This is a genomic window from Dyadobacter chenwenxiniae, from assembly GCF_022869785.1.
GTDB classification, from domain to species: Bacteria; Bacteroidota; Bacteroidia; order Cytophagales; family Spirosomataceae; genus Dyadobacter; species Dyadobacter chenwenxiniae.
This window is the reverse complement of sequence record NZ_CP094997.1, coordinates 1,640,052-1,658,832: the sequence shown is the minus strand read 5'-3', so window position 1 is coordinate 1,658,832 and position 18,781 is coordinate 1,640,052. Positions and strand designations below refer to the sequence as shown.

The window sequence follows — 18,781 nt, the reverse complement described above, 5'->3', positions numbered from 1 at the left end:
CATTGATCCCTTATATGTTAAAACCTCTTTCCGTTTGCATTGCTGCGTCAGCGCTTTTCCTGGTTGCCATTCAGCAAAAAGAATTTGAAATAAAACCAGCAGAAGACACCGAATGGACGGAATATCTCGGCGGCCCCGACCGTAACCACTATTCACCGCTGACGCAAATCAACCGGGAGAATGTAAACAAGCTGAAAGTGGCCTGGACATACGCTATGCCCGATTCCGGCCAGACGCAGGTAAATCCCATTATTGTCAATGGCATTCTGTATGGTGTGACGAACACCGTGCAAGCTTTTGCATTGGACGCCGCAACGGGTAAGCAAATCTGGCTTTTTGGTGATAAATCAAAAAACGGGTCTAACACAAGCCGCGGCCTCACATACTGGGCGGATGGCGAAGACAAGCGCATTATGCACGCAATGGGCTCGTTCCTGTATGCACTGGATGCCAAAACAGGCAAGCCTGTCGAGGGTTTCGGTGATCACGGAAAAATTGACCTTCGCACTGGCTTACCTGATGTGGCGAAAGACAAATACATGGTTTCCAACACGCCGGGGACGATATTTGAGGATCTGATCGTGATGCCAATCAGGCTTTCTGAGGACTCGGATGCAGCGCCCGGCGACTTGCGTGCATTCAATGTGCGAACCGGGAAACTTGTATGGACATTCCACACGATCCCCTATCCGGGCGAATTCGGATATGAGACATTCCCAAAGGACGCTTATAAGAATACCTTCACAGGTGCCGCAAACAACTGGGCAGGGACGGCAATAGACCGGAAACGCGGCATCTTATATGTTCCCACCGGATCTGCGGGTTATGATTTTTATGGGGGAAAAAGAAAAGGCTCCAACCTTTTTGCCAACTGCCTCATTGCCCTCGACGCGAGGACCGGCAAGCGGTTGTGGCATTATCAGACCATGCACCACGATATGTGGGACCGCGATCTGCCCGCGCCGCCCAACCTGATTACAGTAACGCAAAAAGGACCGGATGGCCAGCCGCAGCGAATTGACGCCGTAGCGCAGGTTAGCAAGCAAGGTTACGTCTTTGTTTTCGACCGGGTTACGGGCAAGCCATTGTTTCCCATCAAAGAAGTTACGGCCCCGAAAGATGCATTACCAGGAGAATTTCCATGGCCCACACAGCCCGTCCCAACCAAACCTGCCCCCTATGCCAGGCAAGCTTACACATTGACGGATAAAGATATAAGCCGTCATGCACCAGACCACGATTCACTCGTGATCAAGTTCAGAAGTTATAAAAAAGCATTGTTTGCAGCGCCGAGCAAGGAGGGAACGGTGATTATGCCGGGCTTTGACGGCGGTGCAGAATGGGGAGGCGCGGCGGCCGATCCGGAAGATGGCATTCTGTATGTCAACAGCAACGAAATGGCATGGATACTCACCATGAAAGACACGCCGAAAGCCAGCGAAATGTCCGCTCTGAGCCCGGGAGAAAGAGTTTATACCAATTATTGCGTAACCTGTCACGGCCCGCAGCGGAAAGGGAATGCCAAAAGCGGTTATCCTTCGCTCGTTGACATAGGCGCCCGCCGCGACCGCGCTTTCGTGAGCCAAATCATCACTTCGGGCAAAGGCATGATGCCGGGCTTTACCATGCTCACGGCCGACGAAAAGCAGGCCCTGGTTTCATTTTTATTCGGGGATGAAAAAGTTGAGGCTGCTTCCGGTGCAACGGCCTCAAATAAAACCTATTTGCCATATCAAAGCACTGGCTACAACAAATTTCTCGACGCAAATGGTCTTCCTGCCATTGCGCCGCCGTGGGGAACATTGAACGCCATTAATCTTAATACAGGCGATTTTCTATGGAGAATCCCTTTTGGCGAAGTGGAATCTTTGAAAAAGCAGGGCGTCCCTACTACGGGAACAGAAAACTATGGCGGACCTGTGGTGACTGCCAGCGGCTTACTCTTCATCGCGGCGACCAAGGACGGGAAATTCAGGGTTTATGATAAGAAAAACGGAAAGCTGCTTTGGGAGACAATGCTTCCGGCTGCCGGATTCGCGACGCCTGCCACTTACGCCGTGAACGGAAAGCAATATGTTGTCATTGCGTGCGGCGGCACCAAGCTCGGAACGAAGAAGGGGAATCAGTATGTGGCTTTTGCATTGGAATGATGAAAATTTCCAAGTTCCGTTTTGGCCGCTTAATCGTTGAAATTTTCCGCTTCACGGGAACGCGTGCATTTAATTTGGTACAAAATTAAAATCTTAGCAGTCATCCAACTCACCTTTCCTCTAAACTGAATGTATACCGCCCGTGAAATAAAATTGGGGATCATCTTGTCCTTTGCATGGAAACCGATCCTCATTTTCTTTATTTATGCCCTTGCATTATGTCTGATAAGCGCTGCAACCGGCATAATCCTCGGAATTTCATTTGTTCCCATTGGGCTTATAGGCACTGCCGTTGCTTTTTATGTGGGTTTTAAAAACAATTCTTCCTACGAACGCCTCTGGGAAGCACGGCGCATATGGGGTGCGATCGTGAACGCCAGCAGAACCTGGGGCACCCTCTCCGCCACCTATATCCAGCCATTGCCCGATGAAGCTGGCTACGACGAAAAGCAGGTTCGTAAACAGCTTATTCACAGGCACATTGCATATATTAACGCCGTTCGTATCCAGCTTCGGGCAAAAAGCGTCTGGGATGATAAAGACTCGGTTGCGCGCCACATTGTCCGGGAGCAGGCTGGTAACGATGATGCGACGTTGCAGCAATCTCTGAACAACTTTTTACCTGCAGGAGAGGTGCAATATTTTTTATCTAAAAAGAACCCAGCGACGCATATCATGAAGGCGCAAGCCGCACAACTGGATGAAGTCTTTCGCAGAGGCGCGATTAACGAACTGTTCTATTTCCATATGATGAATCTGGTTCAGGAATTTTACACCCAGCAGGGCGCGGCAGACCGGATCAAAAATTTTCCATTTCCGCGTCAGTATGCGTATTTCAGCAAGCTTTTCGTCTGGCTTTTTATTGCTATCCTGCCATTTGGGCTTATCAATGAGTTTGCCAAATTAGGTCCTGGCCTGCTGTGGCTCGCTATTCCAAGTTACATGATCATTGCATGGGTATTTTATACCATGGAAGTGGTAGGCGACACGAGCGAAAATCCGTTTGAAAATGCAATCAACGACATTCCGATGACGGCCATTTGCCGCACCATTGAAATTGACCTCCGCGAAATGCTGGACGAAACAAACATTCCGGCGCCTTTAACGGCAGTCAACAATATTTTAATGTAAGGCGAAAAAGTGTGCAATGTGTTAGTTAAGCACTGTTTCTCTCGTCAACTTTTTCCTTAACCCCTTCCAGATCCATCACTGGCTTTTCGTTCCCCATCACGAAAGCCAGTGATTTGGTGTTGGGTAAATATTGGAATGTCACCCGAATGATGCCGGTGATCGGAATGGCAATGATGGCGCCGGCAATGCCCCATAGCACACCAAAAGCGACAACTGATGTGATGGTCATAAATGGGTTTAGGTCAACTTCTTTACCTACAACGTAAGGCTGGGTAATGTAATTATCGATCATTTGCGCGGCAAACATCACGATCAATACCACCAGTACACTCGAAGGTCCGCCCGAAACCAATGCCAGCAGGGCAGCCAAACTGCCACCAATCGCGTTGCCAACGTAAGGAATGAATGAAAATACCGCGGCAATCAACGCAAGTAAAAAAGCATATTTAACACCACCGATCATAAAACCCGTCCCATAAAGGATGGCCAGAATGATCATGGCTTTTAGCATTCCATAAAAATAACCGCCCGATGTTTTTCGGATTTCTTTTAGTGCTTTCCGGACGCGGATATGGTCCTGCTTTGGAAAATTAAGCAATATAAACTCCTTGAAGCGCGCTCTTTGAGACAGCAACAAAACCACGTAAACGATAATGAGGATAACATTCGCCACAGCCCCTCCTACCGACCCTAACGCCGCCGGGCTGCCGCTGCCGAGTTTGGACAACATTGTCTTCGCCTGTGCCAGCTGCTCGTCCGGATCCAGACCTGATTTCTCTTCTATGAATTTCTGTCCCTGGTCCAGATATTGAACAGACTTCTTTTCGATTTCAGGCCAGTCCCGGGAAATCATCTTCACCTGAATGGTGATCAGCGAGCCCAGAAAAACCAGGAACATCAGCAATGTTACCGTGCTTCCCGCAACGGCCCAGCCTTTTGAGAGTCCTTTGGACATGAGCCAATCCATCACCGGAATAAGCATCATGGACAATACGGCACCGATCGCAAGTGGCGCCAGAAATGTTTTGCCGAAGTACAAACCGGCCGGAATTGCAATGATTAATAAAATCCAAATTAGGATCTTGGAGACGCTTTCCTTCATGGAGAATATGTTTCCGGGGAATTCTAAAAAATCGTTCCAAGAAGCCGATCCACATTATACGTTCCTCTGCAATCCAGCCACATTATTCCAAACGGCTGGCAAATTCCAGCACATTTTTTAGATCTTCTTCCTTTTCAAAGTTTATTTGATTCGCTTTCAAATACTCGTTAACCTTCCGCTTGTTTTTAGGATAGACCTTCATAAGATTGGGGCGTGTGGCGAACATAACCCTCTCGTTTTGATCAATCAGGAAAAAAATCGACCTACGCTTCAAGATCACTTTCACGTTGCTTTCTAAATCCTGAAAGTTTCCGTTCTGATTTACAAAGGATGAATAGCTTGAAATGGCCGAAGTAGCTGAATACTGCTCATAAGAAGCATATTTCTCATTTCCCATCCGCACTAGAAACTGTTTCTTGCCCAACCTGATGCCGCCAAAATCGGCTATCGCATGCACGTGACCATGACCTTTGGTATAAAAATACAGATTTTCACCCACCAGGATCTTGCGGATCAGGTCGTTGTCATTGAAAAGTAATGTGTCTTTTTTGGCATCCACGAACAGCACTTCGCCGTGCACAAGGCTGTAATTCATCTTCGCCTTAGACATTTTGCCATTCCGGAATAACACCTGTCCGTCTAAAAATCTGGTAAACTGGAACCGCTCTTCAAATGGGATCACTTTCGTTAAGTCAGAGCCGTTCTTAACCCGGTAAATGTCGTTCGCACTTTTGATCTGGCCACGGACAACACTAACTGAAACCATTGCAGAAAAGATTAGAAACCAAGTCTTCATGGCTGAACGGGTTAGGGATAAGTTATTTTAATATTCCATTATAAATTTAGACAAATCAGGTAAATATTCCTTTTTTCTCTTTAATTCAAATTCATAAATCGTCCGCCCCAGGTTTTTCATGAAGGGATAACAAACTTCTTCGTACTCATACTTATCATCGTTATATACGCCATCCTCATTCGACTGCACAACGGCCGTCAGCATAAATTCAACGTTATTTTCAAAATCCACGATGTAAGCATTGTCTATTATAAAGCCGTACGAATCGCCGTATTTATTGAAGATCCGGATAGTAGGGTTTGGAGTTGTCTTCTTATCTGCACCATAGAAGAGAAATTTGGCATATACATTCCAGAAATCCTTCGGATCGTATTGGGGATATTTGCTTTCCGCAGGATACTTGCTCATGAAAGTGTATATCAATTCGTAGTCCTGCCGGGTGAGGTCAAACCGCTCGTTTTCGGGAAACACCTCGGGAAACAGGAGCTTCTTCATCACCGCTTGCTGGTCCGTAATGCTAAATGCATTCTTATTGGCCATATTAAAAGGCTTGGCTACAAAGCGGTCGGAACTGTCCATATATGCCTTGCCCATGCTCGTATTGGACAATGCAAGCGGATAATCCAGCGGATCAAATTTGCCATGCTGATAATAAACGAGGCTGTCCCGGTTGTAAAAGGAAACGGGATTGGTGTGTCGCGAAGTAATTTCCGTGTCCTTCACCGCATAACGATTGAGAATGCGGCTTGTGGTCAGGTTATGTTTTTTTAGTTTCTGATTAATTTCCGCCCTTCCGATAAATTCGTAAAGCCGGTTATAAGCATCATTATCGCTCACCAGCAGGATTTTCTTGATGTAATGTTCCAAAGAGGGAAGGCCGTTTTCCGAAGAACTATCCTTTTCAACGGCCGTTTGTTTCGCAAATGCAGCGCCCGTCAGCATGGTGCTTCTGGCGGTAAGTCCGCGCACGTTCAGCTCATTGATTTTTTCCAGTGCAAAGATCACCGTCGGCAACTTAACGGTGCTGGCAGGAAAGAAATAATGCAAGTCGTTGAGATGATAGCTGTAACTCTTGAAGTGCGGGACATTGTTTTTGTCCCGATCGATCTGCGTATACAGGATCTGCACTTCGTTTTTTCGAGGGTGGTTCAAGATCTTTGAAAACAATTCGGGCTTACTCCTGAGCAGCTTTTCCAGAAATAATGTGTCTGGCTTCTGCCCTTTACACCAAAAGGAAAGGCAACTCAGGAAAACGAAAGCCGTAAATGATCGGATCATATTTAATGTTTTTAAACACACTACTCTTCCCATCCCGGCAAATACGAACCTTCCTCCGTCTTGACAGAAGTTTCTACTGCCGCATTGATCGTCTGCATTTCCTCGCGGGTCAGGTTTCGCCATTGTCCCGTGGGTAAATTTTCCAATGTCACATTCATGATCCTCACGCGTTTCAGTTTTGTGACATGATAGCCCAGATACTCACACATCCGCCGGATTTGCCGGTTAAGCCCCTGGGTAAGGACAATCGTAAATACATGGCTGCCTTCTTTTTTCACGAAACACTTCTTGGTAATGGTGCCCAAAACAGGTACGCCGGAAGCCATTTTGTTTATAAAATCAGGCGTGATTTGCTTGTCAACGGTCACCAAATATTCCTTTTCATGGTTGTTTCCCGCCCTGAGGATCTTGTTTACAATGTCGCCGTCGCTGGTTAGGAATATAAGCCCTTCGGAGGGCTTGTCCAGCCGGCCAATCGGAAAGATGCGCTCGGGGTGGCGGATAAAATCAATGATGTTACCTTTCACCTCGCGTTCCGTCGTACAGGTTATCCCAACCGGTTTGTTAAATGCAATGTAGACCGCCGCCTTCCTCGTTTTCAATAATTTACCATCGATTTTCACCTCGTCGGCAGCAGTGGCTTTGTCGCCCAGAACCGCCGTCCTGCCATTCAGCATTACCCTGCCCTGCTCCACCAGCCTGTCCGCTTCACGCCGCGAGCAAAATCCTGTCTCGCTGATATACTTATTGATCCTGATCAAAATCCCGCTTTTTTTAATTCTCTATTAAACCCAAAAGGCTGCCGTTTATGCAAGCAAATTACTGCAATTCGCAAAAAATATCCCGTTTTTGTTAAAGATTCCGGCGTGTTGTCACTTTTACTTGACAAGCTAAGTATTTTCAATCCAATTCATGAAATCTAACCCCTTATGAGAAATCGTTTTTTACCACTGGCCGTTCTGTTCTGGCTCTCTTTATTAACTGTTGTTGCACAGCCGGCAAGGCGGCCTGTTGAAATTGTCGTTACCGCGGACCGGGACGACTGGACCTATAAAACGGGCGATAAGGTGCAGTTCCTGGTAACGGTTACGAGGAATGGGAATCCGGTAAAAAATGCTTCCATACGCTACGAAATCGGCCTCGAAAAGCTCGATCCGACTGTTAAGGAAACGAAAACCGCTGCTGACGGGAAACTGACCATTGACGGAGGAACGCTCAAAACGCCCGGTTTTTTGAGATGTATTGCCTGGGTTACCGTGGATGGCAATGAATATCGCGGCCTGGCCACCGCCGGTTTTGATCCGCAAAAAATAGAACCGACTGTGGCTAATCCCCAGGATTTCGACACATTCTGGGCTGCGGCCAAGAAAGAACTAGCCGAAGTCCCCATGGATACGAAAATGACGCTCCTGCCCGAACGCTGCACGGAAAAAGTAAATGTGTACCATCTGAACCTGCAAAACAACCGGAAAGGCGTACGCGTTTATGGGATTCTCAGCATTCCAAAGAAAGAAGGGAAATATCCTGCATTACTCCGTGTTCCCGGGGCTGGCGTACGCCCCTACTATGGCGATGTGGTGACTGCCGAAAAAGACATCATCACCCTGGAAATTGGGATTCACGGCATTTCAGTTATTATGGACCCTGCCGTTTATACAGATATGGGCCAGGGCCTTCTGAACGGTTATCCGGCATACAATATGGATGACCGCGATAAATTTTATTACAAAAGAGTTTATCTCGGCTGCGTACGTGCCAATGATTTCCTGACCAGCCTGCCTCAGTACGACGGGACGAACCTGGCGGTAACCGGCGGAAGCCAGGGAGGCGCATTGTCCATCATTACAGCCGGACTGGATCCCCGCGTTAAGTGGCTGGGCGCATTTTACCCGGCATTAAGCGATGTAACGGGTTACCTGCACGGACGAGCGGGCGGATGGCCGCATTACTTTGATAAAAACGGTGTAAAATGGAACAACACCAAGGAAAAAGTAGCCACTGTTGCTTATTACGACGTGGTTAATTTCGCCAGAAGGGTCAAAGTGCCTGGTTGTTACATTTGGGGATATAATGATGAAACCTGCCCTCCAACTTCCATGTATGCGGCTTATAATGTGACCACGGCTCCCAAAGAGCTGAAACTTTACCAGGATACGGGCCACTGGACTTACCAGGAAGAAAAGGATTTGATGAACAACTGGCTGATCGAAAAACTCACTAAAAAATAGTTTTTAAAATATCTGGAATGGATCGTAGAACCTTTATCGAAAAGTCGGCGCTTGCGGGTGCCGCCTTTTCATCGCTGCCACTACTAAGCGCCATTAGCCGGGCCGCTCCTTACCGCACGGCATTGATCGGAACGGGTTGGTGGGGAACCAATATACTGCGCTGCGCGCTGCAGTCGGGCGAGAACAAGCTTGTCGCGCTTTGTGATGTGGACGACAACCAGCTTAAAGTTTGTGCTGCGGAAATGGCCAAGCTCACGCCGGATAAACCGAAGATTTACAAAGATTACCGCGAGCTTCTGGCCAAAGAAAAACCGGAAGTCGTGATCGTGGCAACGCCGGATCACTGGCATGCGTTGTGCTGCATTGCGGCCATCGAATCAGGCGCGCACGTATATGTCGAAAAACCCATTTCGCACACGATCAAGGAAGGCCGCGCGATGGTCAACGCGACGCGTAAACATGGAAAAATCGCGCAGGTAGGCACGCACAGGCGCGTTTCTCCACATAATGTTTCGGGAATGGAATTCCTGAAATCGGGAAAGGCCGGAAAAATAGGCATGGCACGCGCCTTTGTACATTACGGAGGCGGGCCCGGCCAAAAGACACCCGATTCTGAGCCGCCACAAGGATTGGACTGGGATTTCTACTGCGGACCAGCGCAGTTGATGCCTTATAACAAAACCATGCATCCCAGGGGATTCCGGGGTTATCTCAACTTCGCAAACGGGACATTGGGAGACTGGGGCATTCACTGGCTTGACCAGGTTTTATGGTGGTCGGAACAAAAATATCCGAAGAAAATTTATTCAACCGGCGGTCGTGCAATCAGGCAGGACAACACCGATGCGCCGGACCACCAGGTAGCCGTTTATGATTTTGACGGATTTACGTTGGAATGGGAGCACCGGAATTTTGCAGCCAACAATGCGGAGAAAACGCATCCACAGCAAGCAGTAGGTGTTTATTTCTACGGAACGGAGGGCACATTCCACATGGGCTGGCTCGATGGCTGGACATTTTACCCAACAGACCCAAAAAAGCCGGTCATTCATCAGGACGCACAGCTGAACAAGCCCGACGACCAGAATATCAAGGAACTTTGGGCAAACTTCATCGAATCGATTAAAACGAACAAACCGCCGATCTCTGAAATAGAAATTGGACAGCGCTCCACCAATGTGGCGTTGCTGGGAATGCTCTCTTATAAATTAGGCAGAAGCATAGTTTGGGACGGCGAAAAAGAAACGATCCAGGGCGATGCCGAGGCAAACAATCTTTTGAGCAGGGAATATCGGGGAGAATGGAAATATCCGCAGGCATAGAAACGAAAAAGGGATTGTTAAAGCTAACAATCCCTTTTCGTTTTAGTCGATCTTCACAACTTCCGCTGGAATGTTGTACTGATCTATGATTTCGCGTGTGAACCTGACATGCCCCCTTGGCGCCATCAGATATAATTTAGCACCTTTCATGCCGGCAAGCTCGCTTAGCAACTTCCATTTAGAAATGCTTCCACGAAGCTGGTCGGTTTTCATTGAAACTTCCAGATAGTGCCTGTTGAACATATTTACGCCTGTTACATCCGGGGTAAATTTGGCATTATCGGCGGCCCGTTCGTAGGACTTCGGTGTTTCAAATCCTTCCATATTGGCCTGGATATCCTTAAACCCATGCGCCTGTGCCCACTTTACCACAAGTGGAATAAATAATTCCTTTTCCATAATATTAAATGAATAATTTTTTCTCTCCCGTCAACCAGGGAACTCCATAAATCAAACTAAACTGAGCAGAGGACGTATTTTACCGAAAGCAGTCTGGAATGTAGTATTCTTACTAATCATGAAAGGTACAGGTTTTTGCCTTAAACAGCAAATTTTTGGCCCAATCAGTTAGTCGTCCATTTCGTCCAGAAAGCTGTTAAAGGCTCTTTGCAGCTCCTGATGCGCTTTGTTATTTTTTTGTAAAAGCGCCAGTGCCACCCCTTTGCGGTAAATTTCCTCAGCCTTTTCCATTTCTTCTTTTGCAGCAAAAAATGAACCAGCGTGATAATAAGTGGGCAGATAATCGGGATGTTCGGTCAGAAGAATATCAAAAAACCGCGCAGCTTTTTCCGGATCCGACTTGGTATACTCAATGGCTAGGGCATAAACATTGAAAGGATCGTCCGGATCCTCTTCATAAAAACGGAGGAGATTGCTGAGTAAGGTGCTGTTCATTGTATATTATTATGCTTGCATACTATTTAAGATTTCCCTTAATTTGCCCGGACAAAGTTATTCTCATTACAGACAATATTCATAAATATAAGCTCATGAAAATACTCGTTTGTATATCCAATGTGCCCGATACAACCGCTAAGATAACATTTACGGACAACGACACCAGACTTAATAAAAATGGCGTCCAGTACATTATCGGCCCCTACGACGATTACGCACTGGCAAGAGGTGTTGAACTAAAAGAACAGTCAGGCGGAACATTAACTGTGCTGCATGTGGGAGAAGCCGACGCTGATCCGCAGATCCGCAAGGCACTGGCCATTGGCGCGGACGATGCAATCCGCATCAATGCCGATCCGCTCGATTCGTATTTTGTAGCCGTTCAGATCGCCCATGTTGCGCAGCAAAACAATTACGATCTCATTCTGATGGGACGCGAATCCATCGATTATAACAGCGGCGTCGTGCATGGTCTGGTTGGAGAAATGCTCGGAATTGCCTCCTATTCTCCTGTTATGAAACTGGATATCGAAGGCGGCTCTGCTACCATCAGCCGGGAAATTGACGGCGGAAAAGAAATCCTGAAAGCACCTTTGCCGCTTGTGTTAGGCTGCCAGGAACCGATTGCGGAGTGGAAAATACCCAACATGCGTGGCATTATGACCGCACGGACAAAGCCACTGAATGTGGTAGAGCCGGTTTCGCTGGACGAAATGACCGTGCCGGAAAAGTACTTCCTGCCCGCACCGAAAGGTGCATGCAAAATGATCCCCGCCGCAGAGGCAGGAACATTGATCCGCCTTTTGCGAACAGAAGCAAAAGTGCTGTAAACCTTTTGAATCAACTTACAAATTAAAACTGAGCGCAAATGTCAGTCCTTATATATGTAGAACTGGACAACGGTTCGATAAAAAAAACATCGCTGGAAGCAGTGGCTTACGGCGCAAAAGTGGCAGAGAACACGGGTGACAAAGCGGTTGTTCTGGCTATTGGCCAAGCTGCTTCATCCGAACTTGAAATAGCGGGAAAATACGGCGCTTCCAAAGTGCTCCATGCATCAGATGAAAAACTGTCGCATGAGAACAGTCTCGCATATGCAGACGTGTTAGCGCAGGCAGCCGGGCAGGAAGGCAGCAAGATCATTATCCTATCCAAATCCGGCCTGGGCGATGCAATGGCCGCGAGGGCGGCTGCAAAATTGAAAGCAGGCGTTGTTTCCGGCGTCACCGCACTGCCAGAGATCAATGGTTCATTCAAAGTGACCCGGGGCATTTTTACAGGAAAGGCCTTTGCCACCACTGAAATGAAATCGGATATAAAAATCCTGGTCGTGAAAAAGAACGTGATCGAAATTGATGAAAATGACGTGGCTTCTGCGAGTGCGGTTATCGAAACATTTTCGCCGCAACTGCGTGACGCTGATTTCCAGGCTTCTGTTGTGAATGTGGAGAAAGCAAGCTCTGAGCTTTCACTGACCGAGGCGCAAGTGATTGTTTCCGGCGGGCGCGGAATGAAAGGGCCTGAACACTGGCAGCCGCTCCTGGACCTGGCCAGGGCGCTGGGAGCTGCGACAGGCTGTTCCAAACCGGTTTCCGACCTGGACTGGCGTCCGCACCACGAACACATTGGTCAAACCGGGATTAAGGTGGCTCCGAACTTGTACATTGCCTGCGGAATCTCCGGTGCGATCCAGCACCTTGCGGGGGTGAACGGTTCCAAATGCATTGTGGTCATTAACAAAGATCCCGAAGCACCGTTTTTCAAGGCAGCAGACTACGGAATTGTTGGTGATGTTTTTGAAATTTTGCCCAAACTCACAGAGGCGGCTAAAAATATGTAAAAACGCGTTTTTAGGCAGTATTTAAATTAATTGTAATAAATCGTCCCGGTACGGATATGAAAAATAGCTTAAAAATCAGATAATTAAGCGGCTTTATTTCCATCCGGCTGTCAATGAGGCTCTTCTTAACCCGTACTTCATTTTTTTATGCAGTACGGGTTAATTATTTTTGCAACTTCGATTACATATATCCAAGAAATTCACAACAACTGTTAACCAAACTTGCGCATTTAGTTTAAACGTGAAAAAAATCAAGTTAGAAATTCTCGGGCTGTCTCCAAGCCAATCACAGGCTGGTTCCTTCGCACTGGTTCTTGGCGAAGAGCTGGGTAACCGCCGCCTGCCCATAATTATTGGTGTGTTCGAAGCGCAGGCCATCGCAGTACAAATTGAAAACATTGTCCCCAACCGTCCGATGACCCACGATCTGTTCAAGTCGTTTGCGGATGGGATGAATTATACATTAAAAGAAATCGTTATTTCCGATCTGAAAGAGGGTATCTTCTATGCTAAGATCGTCTGCACGGACAATCTCCGGGAAGTTGAAATCGACGCCCGCCCTTCGGACGCAATTGCTATTGGTTTACGTTTCGATATTCCCATTTTCACTTATGAGGCCATTCTCTCGGAAGCAGGGATTGTTTCCAGCTCGCTGACAGAGGATGAGGAGGACGATGAAGATGCAGTGAAAGAAACGCTGAAAGCCACAGGTTCAACCAAAGATCAGCTGCGCGACCTCACGTTCGACGAATTGCAACGCATGCTGGACGATGCACTTTCAAAAGAAGATTACGAAAAAGCCGCAAGCATCCGGGACGAGATGGGCAGAAGAAACTGATCCGACAGGCCTGGGTACGTTAAAAATAGTTAACAAACCGGCCTTTTTCGCCTACATGACTTTATAATTCTTATTTTTGCCATCGCTCATTCACCGGTTTGAGCCAACCGCTAAGCGAAACCTTACGCTATTATGCCTAAAAAAAAGAAGATTGGAAGTTATCCCAATGCAATGATTGTAATGAGCCTCACGGCTGCATTGTTCCTGATCGGTTTTTGCGGGCTGCTTGTGATCCAATCCAAAAAACTGGTTTCCATTATCCGCCAGAACATTGAAGTCCGCGTTTTTTTAGATAAAGAAGAAACAAAAGCCGGACAGGATTCCATATTAGGCGTTATTCAAGCGAAACCTTACGTGCTTATCTCCACTGAGGTCAAACCTATCACATTCGTTTCAAAAGAAGAAGCAGCCAAAGAATTTATCGAAGGCACGAAAGAGGATTTTGTGACTTTCCTGGGGGAAAACCCACTGCGCGATAGTTATCGTGTCAAAATTCAGGAAGATTATTTTGAGGAAGCCAAATTACAGTTGATTAAAAAAGACCTGGAAAAAATCAAAGGCGTTTACGAGGTTGTTTATCAGGAAGATCTGGCAGATAACATTAACCGGAATGTGACCAAAATTTACGTTGTGCTGGCCAGCTTCGCGTTGATCATGCTTATTATCATTGTGTTACTGGTCAACAACACCATTAAGCTCGCTATTTATTCGCAGCGTTTCCTCATTCGCAGTATGCAGCTCGTGGGCGCTACAAACGGGTTTATCCAACGTCCTTACGTGATGCGCGGAGCCATTCAGGGCTTGATCGGCGGCGTTCTGGCGGGAGCGTTACTGATCGGATTACAGCAATTAGCGGTTCGTAACGTGGAAGGTTTGGGCATGTTGCAGGAGTATGATAAGATCATTATTCTGGTTGCTTCGGTACTTGCACTTGGCGTGCTGATCGGCGTTTCCAGCACTTACCAGTCACTGGCACGTTATCTCAGAATGGCGTTGGACGATCTTTATTGAAGCCATTTTTAGGCAGAACCAAAATATTAGAAAACAGAAAATCTCAGAAATGATGAGCAACACAAAAAACGAACTTCCATTTTCCACATCGAATTACACGACGATGCTGATCGGTATCGCGGTGATCCTTGCCGGCTTCCTCATTATGACATTTGACAGCACCGAATTCGGTTTTGGATTTCTGGGGTTAACATTAGGCCCGCTGGTTACTATTACCGGCTTTATCATTGAGTTCTGGGCTATTTTACGTAAACCCCGCAATTCATGAGTATCTGGCAAGCCATTATTTTAGCAATAGTTGAAGGGATTACCGAATTTTTGCCCGTTTCGTCTACCGGACACATGATCATCGCTTCCTCTTTCATGGGGATCAGTCATCTGGAATTTACTAAAATGTTCACGGTTAATATTCAGTTTGGTGCCATATTATCCGTCCTGGTTCTCTATTGGAAGCGTTTTTTTCAAACGACTGACTTCTATTTCAAGCTTTTCGTTGCGTTTCTTCCAGCCGCAATCATCGGTTTCCTGCTGAATGATTTTATTGATGCCATGCTGGAAAATGTGGTTGTAGTTGCGGTTTCCCTGCTCGTAGGCGGGATTATCCTGATCTTCATTGACCGGATCGCCAATGATAACACCCGTGAAAGAGAGATTTCTTATTTTGATGCGCTCAAAATCGGCTTTTTTCAATGCATAGCCATGATTCCGGGTGTTTCCAGATCGGCTTCAACCATTATCGGCGGCATGCTGCAGGGACTTTCCCGCAAGCAGGCGGCGGAATTCAGCTTCTTCCTCGCCGTGCCGACTATGGCAGCGGCAGGCGGCTATAAGTTGTTGAAAACCTACGATACGATTCAGGCCGAAGACATTAAGGTGCTCCTGATCGGAAACCTGGTTGCCTTCGTAGTGGCTATGCTCGCTATCAAGTTTTTTATTAGCTTTTTGACCAAATACGGTTTCAAAGTTTTCGGTTATTACCGCATCATTCTGGGCCTGATCCTTTTAGGATTGCTTGCCTCGGGCTACAAGCTTGACGTTGTCTGAGCACTTCATTTAATACGCATACCGCAATTTGAATAACGAAAATAACATACCGGACGAAGGCGAAGTCATCCTGATCGACAAGCCTTTGACCTGGACTTCATTTGACGTGGCCAACAAGCTGAAAAGAGCTTGCAAATTTAAGAAAATCGGCCATGCAGGCACATTAGACCCACTTGCTACGGGCTTGCTTATATTGTGCACAGGAAAGAAAACCAAGCAGATCGACACCTATCAGGCTCAGGAAAAGGAATACACGGGCACATTGGTGCTAGGCAAAACAACGCCTTCCATTGACCTGGAAACAGAATTTGATGCCGAATATCCAACGGACCACATTACGGCAGAAATCATGGAAAGTGCAAGGCGCGCATTAACCGGCAGCATTACGCAAATTCCGCCCATTTACTCTGCGTTACGCGTTGATGGCGAGCGGCTTTACAAGAAAGCCCGTCGTGGTGAAGTAGTTGAAATCAAGAAACGCCACGTAGAAATTTCCCTTTTTGAATTTGATGCCACCCATTTTCCGTCGGTCGATTTTAGGATCATTTGTTCAAAAGGTACTTATATTCGCAGTATGGTTCGTGATTTTGGCCAGTTGGCTGGCAGCGGTGCCTATTTGAGCGCGCTGTGCAGGACCAGGATCGGAGCGTTTGAATTGAAGGATGCGTGGAATCTCACAGATTTCATTCAGCAAAAAAGAATTGAATTGAAGTTAGAAGTGGAAGAATGAATATTTATCACAGCCTGGATTCCTTTCAAAAACTGGAATATGGCGTCGTAACAAGTGGCACATTCGACGGGGTGCATCTTGGGCATAAAAAAATACTTTCCCGGCTTCGGGAAATCAGTGAACAGTCTGGCGGAGAAACTGTTGTGCTAACCTTCTGGCCACATCCGCGTACGGTCGTTTCTGAGGATAGCCAGGGTTTGCAACTTCTCTCGACCATTGACGAAAAGATTGAGCTGTTTTCGCAACTGGGCATTCATCACTTGCTGATCGTTCCATTTACGCGCGCTTTTTCTGAGTTGTCTTCCCACGAATATATCAAAGAGATCCTGGTCGACAAGATAGGCACAAAAAAACTGGTGATCGGCTACGACCACCGTTTCGGAAGAAATCGGGAAGGAAGTTTTGGATTTCTGCAAGACAACTGCGCTTCCTATGGCTTTGAGGTTGAAGAAATTTCACGTGAGGATATCGAAAACATGGCCGTCAGCTCTTCCAGGATTCGTAAAGCATTGGTTACCGGGCATGTCGAGGAAGCCAATGAGTTGCTAGGCAGGCCTTACACGCTTTCGGGCACTGTTGTAAAAGGCAAGCAACTCGGTCGCACTATCGGCTTTCCGACTGCGAACGTCCATTTGCACGAATCGTACAAACTGATCCCAATGAACGGAGTTTATGTTATCCACGCGACTTATAACGGCGAGCAGTTTAAGGGTATGCTCAATATTGGCGTCAGGCCAACCGTGGATGGCTCCATGCGGACGATCGAAGCGAATTTATTTGATTTTGATAAAGAAATTTACGGGGAAGACCTGAAACTGGAACTCCTGCATTACCTGCGTCCCGAACAGAAGTTCGAAAGCCTGGATATGCTGGTTAGGCAGATCAACATTGATAAGGAGAATTCTTTGGCTCACTTTTCTTAAAGTCTCCCGGCGTATATTGCAAAAAGCGTGTCCTGACCGGCACGCTTTTATTGTTATTTGGTGTAATTGCAATTTCAAACTTCCAACCCGTTAACATACCGCCTCTATGCAACATTACGATGCCATTGTGATCGGCTCTGGCCAAGCCGGAACGCCCCTTTCAAAAAAATTAGCCGGATCTGGCCTGAAAACAGCATTGATAGAGAAAAGATGGATTGGTGGCACTTGCGTGAACGACGGCTGCTCCCCTACCAAAGCGATGATCGCTTCTGCAAAAGCAGCCTGGTCGGTTTACCACAATAAAAACCTCGGCGTGATTACGGATCACTTTTATGTCGATTTCTCGGCCATTATCAAGCGTAAGGATGATATTGTAAGACGCATGCGAGGCAGCTCCGAAAAAGGCATTGAGGATACCGAAAATCTGGATTTGCATTATGGAACCGCAACGTTTTCAGGCAATAAGGAAATTACGGTAACATTAAATGATGGTGGAACAATTGTCCTAACCGCAGATAAATTTTTCATCAACACAGGAGAAAAGCCATCCGTCCCGAAGATTGAAGGCATTGAAAATATTGATTATCTTACTTCCACGAGCATTTTGGAGCTGGAAAGCATTCCGGAGCATTTGCTCGTGCTAGGCAGCGGTTATATCGGACTGGAATTCGGGCAAATGTTCAAGCGGTTTGGAAGCAAAGTCACTATTATGGAGCGGTCGGAACGCATTCTTAAAAAAGAAGATGAAGACATTGCTGAGGAAGTGGTTAAGATTTTGATGGAAGAGCAAATCGATATTCTGACTAACACGAAAGCAATTTCAGTTGCAAAAAGCGGCGATGGCATTATAGTTACCGTTGAAAATGATGGTAAACAAAACCAGATTGAATGCTCCCATATACTCATTGCAACAGGCAGAAAGCCACAGACCAAGGAATTATCGCTGGAAAAAACCGGTGTGGAAACGGACGGGAAAGGCTATATCAAAGTAAACAACAAGCTTGAAACAACTGCTGCCGACATTTATGCCCTGGGCGACGTAAAAGGCGGTCCTGCTTTCACGCACATTTCCTACGACGATTACCGCATTATCAGTGAAAATGTTATTGATAAAGGCAACGCATCCATAGCAGGCAGGCTTGTTCCCTACTGCATATTTATTGACCCACAGCTTGGACGCATCGGCATGACAGAACAGGAAGCACGTGAACAGGGACTGGACATTCTGGTAGCAACCATAAAAAACGACAGCGTTGCGCGATCCATTGAAACCGGCGATACGCGCGGTATGATGAAAGCAGTAATCGATGCCAAAACCAGGCAGATCCTGGGTGCGTCGGTGCTCGCTGAGCAGGGCGGTGAAATTATGACTGTTTTGCAAATGGCAATGATGGGTAATGTAACTTACGACCGCATTATGAACGGCGTATTCGCCCACCCGACTTATTCAGAATCGCTGAATAACCTTTTCATGTCTCTGGAACAGTAATC

Annotated in this window: 19 protein-coding genes; 13 read left to right on the top strand and 6 right to left on the bottom strand. The window is 46.9% G+C overall.

Features of this window, described 5'->3' with window-relative positions:
* The first annotated feature begins 14 nt into the window (after positions 1–14).
* Positions 15–2,150, top strand: a complete 2,136-nt coding sequence (locus MUK70_RS06895) for an outer membrane protein assembly factor BamB family protein (protein ID WP_234656148.1) — start codon at positions 15–17, stop codon at positions 2,148–2,150.
* Positions 2,151–2,279: 129 nt separating this feature from the next.
* Entirely contained in the window at positions 2,280–3,281 is a 1,002-nt protein-coding gene (locus MUK70_RS06890) for a bestrophin family protein (protein ID WP_234656149.1), read from the top strand.
* Between the two features lie 25 nt (positions 3,282–3,306).
* Here the strand turns inward: MUK70_RS06890 and MUK70_RS06885 are convergent, their stop codons facing one another.
* From MUK70_RS06885 to rluF, 4 genes are all read right to left on the bottom strand, one after another.
* On the bottom strand, positions 3,307–4,383 hold the full coding sequence (locus tag MUK70_RS06885; RefSeq protein ID WP_234656150.1) for an AI-2E family transporter: 1,077 nt from the start codon (positions 4,381–4,383) through the stop codon (positions 3,307–3,309).
* A gap of 82 nt (positions 4,384–4,465) precedes the next feature.
* Entirely contained in the window at positions 4,466–5,179 is a 714-nt protein-coding gene (locus MUK70_RS06880; protein WP_234656151.1) for a hypothetical protein, read from the bottom strand.
* Positions 5,180–5,206: 27 nt separating this feature from the next.
* A complete protein-coding gene (locus tag MUK70_RS06875; RefSeq protein WP_234656152.1) occupies positions 5,207–6,457 on the bottom strand; it encodes a serine hydrolase in 1,251 nt (416 codons plus the stop codon).
* Positions 6,458–6,477: 20 nt separating this feature from the next.
* Positions 6,478–7,218: a 23S rRNA pseudouridine(2604) synthase RluF gene (gene rluF, locus MUK70_RS06870; RefSeq protein ID WP_234656153.1), complete on the bottom strand. Its 741-nt coding sequence runs from the start codon at positions 7,216–7,218 to the stop codon at positions 6,478–6,480.
* Positions 7,219–7,386: 168 nt separating this feature from the next.
* Between rluF and MUK70_RS06865 the strand changes: the two genes are divergently transcribed.
* On the top strand, positions 7,387–8,685 hold the full coding sequence (locus tag MUK70_RS06865; RefSeq protein WP_234656154.1) for an acetylxylan esterase: 1,299 nt from the start codon (positions 7,387–7,389) through the stop codon (positions 8,683–8,685).
* Between the two features lie 17 nt (positions 8,686–8,702).
* Positions 8,703–10,007: a Gfo/Idh/MocA family protein gene (locus MUK70_RS06860; RefSeq protein WP_234656155.1), complete on the top strand. Its 1,305-nt coding sequence runs from the start codon at positions 8,703–8,705 to the stop codon at positions 10,005–10,007.
* A gap of 42 nt (positions 10,008–10,049) precedes the next feature.
* On the opposite strand, the gene MUK70_RS06855 is transcribed toward MUK70_RS06860, so the two are convergent.
* Together MUK70_RS06855 and MUK70_RS06850 are read right to left on the bottom strand one after the other, a co-directional pair.
* Positions 10,050–10,406 carry a hypothetical protein gene (locus tag MUK70_RS06855; RefSeq protein WP_026632110.1) on the bottom strand — a complete coding sequence of 119 codons (357 nt, stop codon included), beginning with the start codon at positions 10,404–10,406 and terminating at the stop codon, positions 10,050–10,052.
* 168 nt (positions 10,407–10,574) lie between these two features.
* A complete protein-coding gene (locus tag MUK70_RS06850; RefSeq protein WP_234656156.1) occupies positions 10,575–10,901 on the bottom strand; it encodes a tetratricopeptide repeat protein in 327 nt (108 codons plus the stop codon).
* Positions 10,902–10,996: 95 nt separating this feature from the next.
* Here MUK70_RS06850 and MUK70_RS06845 point away from each other — a divergent pair, with 95 nt between their 5' ends.
* From MUK70_RS06845 to MUK70_RS06805, 9 genes are all read left to right on the top strand, one after another.
* Positions 10,997–11,734 (top strand): electron transfer flavoprotein subunit beta/FixA family protein, encoded by a 738-nt coding sequence (locus MUK70_RS06845; RefSeq protein ID WP_234656157.1) that lies wholly within the window; start codon positions 10,997–10,999, stop codon positions 11,732–11,734.
* Positions 11,735–11,772: 38 nt separating this feature from the next.
* Positions 11,773–12,744: an electron transfer flavoprotein subunit alpha/FixB family protein gene (locus MUK70_RS06840; protein ID WP_234604792.1), complete on the top strand. Its 972-nt coding sequence runs from the start codon at positions 11,773–11,775 to the stop codon at positions 12,742–12,744.
* 241 nt (positions 12,745–12,985) lie between these two features.
* Entirely contained in the window at positions 12,986–13,582 is a 597-nt protein-coding gene (locus tag MUK70_RS06835; protein WP_234656158.1) for a bifunctional nuclease domain-containing protein, read from the top strand.
* Positions 13,583–13,714: 132 nt separating this feature from the next.
* Positions 13,715–14,593, top strand: coding sequence for a cell division protein FtsX (locus MUK70_RS06830; RefSeq protein ID WP_234656159.1), 879 nt, complete (start codon positions 13,715–13,717; stop codon positions 14,591–14,593).
* Between the two features lie 49 nt (positions 14,594–14,642).
* Positions 14,643–14,861 carry a DUF3098 domain-containing protein gene (locus MUK70_RS06825; RefSeq protein ID WP_229208388.1) on the top strand — a complete coding sequence of 73 codons (219 nt, stop codon included), beginning with the start codon at positions 14,643–14,645 and terminating at the stop codon, positions 14,859–14,861.
* A complete protein-coding gene (locus MUK70_RS06820) occupies positions 14,858–15,637 on the top strand; it encodes an undecaprenyl-diphosphate phosphatase (protein WP_234604777.1) in 780 nt (259 codons plus the stop codon). Before MUK70_RS06825 ends, MUK70_RS06820 begins: the two co-directional genes overlap by 4 nt.
* Before the next feature lie 28 nt (positions 15,638–15,665).
* Positions 15,666–16,367 carry a tRNA pseudouridine(55) synthase TruB gene (gene truB, locus MUK70_RS06815; RefSeq protein WP_234656160.1) on the top strand — a complete coding sequence of 234 codons (702 nt, stop codon included), beginning with the start codon at positions 15,666–15,668 and terminating at the stop codon, positions 16,365–16,367.
* On the top strand, positions 16,364–17,290 hold the full coding sequence (locus MUK70_RS06810; RefSeq protein WP_234656161.1) for a bifunctional riboflavin kinase/FAD synthetase: 927 nt from the start codon (positions 16,364–16,366) through the stop codon (positions 17,288–17,290). Before truB ends, MUK70_RS06810 begins: the two co-directional genes overlap by 4 nt.
* A 106-nt stretch (positions 17,291–17,396) precedes the next feature.
* Positions 17,397–18,779 carry a mercuric reductase gene (locus MUK70_RS06805; protein ID WP_234656162.1) on the top strand — a complete coding sequence of 461 codons (1,383 nt, stop codon included), beginning with the start codon at positions 17,397–17,399 and terminating at the stop codon, positions 18,777–18,779.
* Positions 18,780–18,781: the final 2 nt, after the last annotated feature.